The 5,710-nt window shown below is 34.1% G+C and carries 5 protein-coding genes and 1 pseudogene; 2 read left to right on the forward strand and 4 right to left on the reverse strand.

Going from position 1 to position 5,710, the window contains the following annotated elements:
- Both QZ260_RS05085 and QZ260_RS05090 read left to right on the forward strand, forming a co-directional pair.
- Nucleotides 1-300: pseudogene (locus QZ260_RS05085) on the forward strand (DnaB-like helicase C-terminal domain-containing protein); the annotation flags it as partial.
- A gap of 115 nt (nt 301-415) precedes the next feature.
- On the forward strand, nt 416-1,627 hold the full coding sequence (locus QZ260_RS05090; RefSeq protein ID WP_295983518.1) for an asparagine synthetase B: 1,212 nt from the start codon (nt 416-418) through the stop codon (nt 1,625-1,627).
- A 290-nt stretch (nt 1,628-1,917) separates the two neighbouring features.
- Here QZ260_RS05090 and rplT read toward each other — a convergent pair whose 3' ends face one another.
- The 4 genes from rplT to thrS all read right to left on the reverse strand — a co-directional run bounded on the left by rplT (nt 1,918) and on the right by thrS (nt 5,138).
- Complete coding sequence (gene rplT, locus QZ260_RS05095) at nt 1,918-2,262, reverse strand: 50S ribosomal protein L20 (RefSeq protein ID WP_271560310.1); 345 nt, start codon at nt 2,260-2,262, stop codon at nt 1,918-1,920.
- A 101-nt stretch (nt 2,263-2,363) separates the two neighbouring features.
- Nucleotides 2,364-2,561 (reverse strand): 50S ribosomal protein L35, encoded by a 198-nt coding sequence (gene rpmI / locus QZ260_RS05100; RefSeq protein ID WP_271560311.1) that lies wholly within the window; start codon nt 2,559-2,561, stop codon nt 2,364-2,366.
- A 63-nt stretch (nt 2,562-2,624) separates the two neighbouring features.
- Nucleotides 2,625-3,170, reverse strand: a complete 546-nt coding sequence (infC, locus tag QZ260_RS05105) for a translation initiation factor IF-3 (protein WP_271560320.1) — start codon at nt 3,168-3,170, stop codon at nt 2,625-2,627.
- 33 nt (nt 3,171-3,203) lie between these two features.
- The gene (thrS, locus tag QZ260_RS05110; protein WP_295983522.1) at nt 3,204-5,138 is read right to left on the reverse strand and encodes a threonine--tRNA ligase; all 1,935 of its coding nucleotides are present in this window, start codon (nt 5,136-5,138) and stop codon (nt 3,204-3,206) included.
- Nucleotides 5,139-5,710: the final 572 nt, after the last annotated feature.

Here is a 5,710-nt window from a genome sequence, read left to right on the forward strand (position 1 = left end):
CCAGAGTATTATAAAATTGATGAATGGGATGATGAAGAACGTTCGCCAACTGAAGGTCAAGCAGAATTTATCGTGGCAAAACACCGTAATGGTGGTTTAGAGAGTATACGTTTAAAGTTTATTGGGCACTTAGGTAAGTTCGATAATTTAGATGATTTTGATTCGCCTTTTGAATTTCATTCTAAAATGAATGCAGCAGCTAATGATGATACTTTTAAAACTGATAATTTTAAAGCTAGTCCAGACCAAGCATTCGGCAGTTCGTTTAATGATGATGATGACAATGAAGTACCATTTTAATAAGTCTTTTAGTATCTAATAGTTTTATAAAATTTTTAATCAGGCATATTTTTTGAGTATCTTTCAGCCTATGAAGAATGCCCTATTCATATTAATATTATTCTGTTCTACACATATGTTTGCATCATACATCCTAATTCCAATGGATGTAGATAGTCAAAAAAATCATTTAAAGGCCTACGGAATAACCTACTGGACACTCAAAAAGGAGTTAAAAGTAAAGTGGTTACTCAATTATAAAGGTGGTTCCTTCTTATTGCCTGATACAGAAGCTATCCAAAGGGAATGCCAAATTAGAGGGATTTCGTTTGAAGTGATTTCGAATGCTAAAGCTGAAAGTATTTTAGAAGAAATAGCAAGTCCAAGTCAAAATATGGAAGCTATAGTTTTGGAGAAAGCTCCAAAAATTGCAGTTTATACACCTAATGGAAAACAACCATGGGATGATGCTGTAACTATGGTTTTAAAATATGCTGAGATACCTTATGAAACAGTTTATGATGAAGAAGTTTTAAATGATGGATTGTTGCTTTTCGATTGGTTGCACTTGCATCATGAAGATTTTACTGGTCAATTTGGAAAATTTTATGCACAATATAGAGCCGCCTCATGGTATATTCAAGAGAAAAAAGAGGCTGAAAAATTAGCTCATGACTTAGGTTATAATAAAGTCTCTGAAGAAAAATTAGGTGTTGCCCTAAAAATAAGAGATTATGTAATTGGTGGTGGATTTATGTTTGCGATGTGCAGTGCTACTGACAGTTTTGATATTGCTTTATCTGCAGAAGGCGTTGATATTTGTGAACCTATGTTTGATGGAGATGGTAGTGATGCTGGCTATCAAAATAAAATAGATTACAGCAAAACCTTTGCATTTTCTAATTACATTTTAGAGAGAAATCCAAAAGTCTATGAATTTTCATCAATTGATATGACTAGAAAACGTATGATTTCTAGAACAACAGATTATTTTTCACTTATGGAATTTTCAGCAAAATGGGACCCGATACCCACTATGTTATGTCAAAATCACACGGCATTGGTAAAAGGGTTTATGGGGCAAACCACATCATTTTCCAGAGATCAAATAAAACCTAATGTTTTAGTAATGGGCGAAACGAAATCTAATGGAGAAGCTAAATATATGCATGGTATAAAGGGTAAAGGATTTTTCACCTTCTATGGTGGTCATGACCCCGAGGATTATCAGCATAGGGTTGGAGATGCGAAAACAGAGTTAGATTTGCATCCAACATCACCAGGTTACCGATTAATTTTGAATAATGTTTTGTTTCCTGCAGCTAGAAAGAAGAAACAAAAGACGTAACAAATATTTTTCACGAATATTTTTTCGAATAACAAAAACTTTGAGGTCTAAACATTCTAATCTTAAGAAAGTTTAAAACGTAATTACTTAAAACTTTGAAACACTAGAACGCCCTTTTCATTTTTCTGATGAAAGTGGAAACAAAAAGTCACCTAATAAAGAAATCGTTGTTTTATTAAAGCGTTATAAATCAATTGGTTTATACTTGGGTTTAATCCACAAAAAAATCCGATTCTTGCGAATCGGATTTTTATTAAGCGAATAATATGTTTTACAATAGGCTAAGCGCCTTATTTTACTTTATCAATTACAGCTTTAAAAGCCTCTGGGTTGTTCATAGCTAAATCTGCTAAAACCTTACGGTTTAATTCAACATCGTTAGCTTTTAATTTCCCCATAAATTGAGAATAAGATAAACCATGTTCTCTGGCTCCAGCGTTTATACGCGTAATCCATAATGCACGGAATGTTCTCTTTTTTGCTCTACGGTCTCTATACGAATATTGCATCGCTTTGTCAACCGCATTTTTTGCTACTGTCCAAACGTTTTTACGTCTTCCAAAGTAACCTTTTGCTTGTTTAAGCACCTTTTTTCTTCTGGCTCTTTTAGCTACAGAATTTACTGATCTTGGCATAATCTTAATTGTTTTTTGTAGTAGGCGGTCAATTAATTGACACTTTTAATATTGCCTAACTCCAGGGTTTATAAATTTGTTTTAACCGATTAAAACTTTTGTTACTTTAAACGTAACATGGTTTTAATATTGCTCTCATCTGCTTTATGTACTAAACCATCATGAGTTAACTTAAGCTTACGCTTTTTAGACTTCTTTGTTAAGATGTGACTCTTAAAAGCGTGCTTTCTTTTAATTTTACCAGTACCTGTAAGCTTAAAACGCTTTTTAGCACTAGATTTTGTTTTCATTTTAGGCATTTTCTTTTCCTAGTTTTAATTATTTCGCTTAATTATCTTTAATCCTGAAAATTCAGGTTTTATTTACTTTCTCGGAGAAATAAACATAGTCATACGCTTACCTTCTAAGCGAGGCATTTGCTCCACTTTCCCGTATTCTTCAAGATCTTGTGCTAATCTTAATAGCAAAATCTGACCTTTCTCTTTAAATATGATAGAACGCCCTTTAAAAAACACAAAAGCTTTTAGCTTCGCACCTTCCTTTAAAAACTTCTCAGCATGTTTCTTTTTGAAATCGTAATCATGATCGTCTGTATTTGGACCAAAACGAATTTCTTTAATAGTAACTTTAGTAGCCTTAGACTTTAAAGCCTTATCACGTTTCTTTTGCTCGTAAAGAAACTTTTTATAATCCATAACCTTACAAACAGGAGGATCAGCATTTGGTGAAATCTCTACTAGATCTAACTCTTGCTCGTTAGCTATTCTCATAGCATCACCTTTAGTATAAATACCAATTTCTATATTATCTCCAACAAGACGTACTTGCTGAGCGGTAATTTTAGAGTTAATTTTGTGTTTATCCTCTTGTGAAACCCTTCTAGGTTGATGTCTTCTTCTAATTGCTATGGCCTTATGGTTTTAAATTAAACTTATTATTTCTTAAAACGATTTCAACGTTCTTTTAATATCTTCTTTTATGATTTTAGAGAAGGCTTCAATAGAAATCATTCCTAAATCTGCGCCTCCGTGCTGTCTTACCGTAATTTTATCTTCTTGCTCTTCTTGCTCCCCAATGATAATCATATAAGGGTGTTTTTGCATTTCAGCCTCCCTGATTTTCTTCCCGATAGTTTCATTTCTATGGTCAACGAGGGCGCGAATTTCGTCATTTTCTAGCAAATTTAAAACTTTTTCAGAGTATTTTTCATATTTCTCGCTAATTGATAATATAATAGCTTGAGTTGGCATTAACCAAAGCGGAAAATTACCACCAGTATGCTCCAACAATAATGCCACAAAACGCTCCATACTTCCAAAAGGCGCACGATGTATCATTACCGGTCTGTGAGACTCATTATCACTTCCTTTATAAGTTAAATCAAAACGTTCTGGCAAGTTGTAATCTACCTGAATTGTTCCTAGTTGCCAGCGTCTACCTAGAGCATCCTTTACCATAAAATCCAACTTAGGTCCATAAAACGCAGCCTCTCCAGTTTCAATAACAAAATCTAATCCTTTATCGGTTGCCGCATTAATAATTGCTTGCTCTGCTTTTTCCCAGTTAGCAACATCTCCTATATATTTGTCCGGATTTTCAGGATCTCTTACAGAAACCTGAGCCGTAAAGTTTTCAAAACCTAAAGAACCAAAAACATAAAGCACTAAATCGATAACATCTTTAAACTCCTTATCTAATTGTTCTGGCATACAAAATAAGTGGGCATCATCTTGTGTAAAACCGCGTACACGAGTCAATCCATGTAACTCACCACTTTGCTCATATCTATAAACTGTACCAAATTCAGCATAACGCTTTGGTAAATCTTTATAACTCCATTGTGCACTATTATAAATCTCACAGTGATGAGGACAATTCATGGGTTTCAACAAAAACTCCTCACCATCTTTTGGTGTAAGTATAGGTTGAAAACTATCTTCTCCATATTTCTCATAATGTCCGGAAGTTACATAAAGTTCTTTTTGTCCAATATGAGGTGTAATAACCATTTCATAACCCGCTTTCTTTTGTGCAGCTTTCAAAAAGTTTTCTAAACGCTCGCGTAAAGCAGCGCCTTTTGGTAACCATAGAGGTAAACCTTGTCCCACTTTTTTAGAAAACGTAAAAAGCTCTAACTCTTTTCCAAGTTTTCTATGATCTCGCTTTTTAGCCTCTTCAAGCATTTCTAAATACTCAGTAAGCTCTTTTTGTTTAGGAAAAGAAATACCATAAACACGAGTTAACTGTGGTTTATTTTCATCACCACGCCAGTAAGCACCGGCAACGCTCAAAACTTTAACTGCTTTTATAATCCCTGTATTCGGAATATGTCCACCACGGCATAAATCTGTAAAGGTCGAATGGTCACAGAATGTAATTGTACCATCCTCTAAGTTTTCAATCAGTTCGGTTTTAAACTCATTACCTTTATATAAGGACAACGCATCAGCTTTAGAAACAGCTCTCAAATTAAAATCATGTTTCCCTCTGGCAATCTCTAACATTTTAGTTTCAATAGCCTTAAAGTCTCTTTCCGAAACACTATGCTGACCAAAATCAACATCATAATAAAACCCATTCTCAATTGCAGGACCAATAGTAAGTTTCGCATCAGAGTACAATTCTTCAATTGCCTGAGCTAAAACGTGAGCACTACTATGCCAAAAAGCAGTTTTACCAGCGTCATCTCGCCACGTATATAAAACCAAAGAACCATCGGTGGTCAATGGCGTCTTAGTTTCCAAAATTGTACCATTAAAATTTGCGGAAATCACATTTCTCGCAAACCCCTCACTAATGCTTTTTGCAACATCCATTGGTGTAACGCCTTCGTCAAACGTTTTTACACTGCCGTCCGGTAATGTTATGTGTATCATTAAAATAATTTGAATTAAGTCTACAAAGATAATAGTATAAACAAACCCACACAATATATATAGAGGTATAATATGTATAGGTGTAATTTATTTTATGGCGTTACCCACAAAAGTGGGTCGGGCTATCCATTATATCTTTTGCAAAAAAAGCAAAAGTATGCCATTACTATCCCTAACGCGGGCATATTGGGCAATAGAGTACATTAACAAAACGTTGTTCTATTTGGTAATATGTATACTAGGAATGTTTTAATGGTATATAATAGGTTAGCGTTTGTAAAACAAGTGTACAAGAATAGTAAAAACGCATAGCATTTTTTCGGCTTCAGGTCATTTAGTTTCAAAACCTACCATATAGATATTCGCTTTTGTTCCATTTAAAGAAAAAAAGCAGACTCACTCCATATTTATATTCTTATAAACCTTTGTATATCAGAGGATAAAATAAAAGGATAAAAAAGAATAAAAGAAAGTTTAGGATATGTAGAAATGAGGTGTATATTTGCACCCGCTAAGCAGAATAATACGGATGTATTTAGAGGCAAAGCGACGTTCCTAAAAGCATTGAGAAA

This window comes from uncultured Algibacter sp., from assembly GCF_905480415.1.
Lineage (GTDB): Bacteria > Bacteroidota > Bacteroidia > Flavobacteriales > Flavobacteriaceae > Algibacter_B.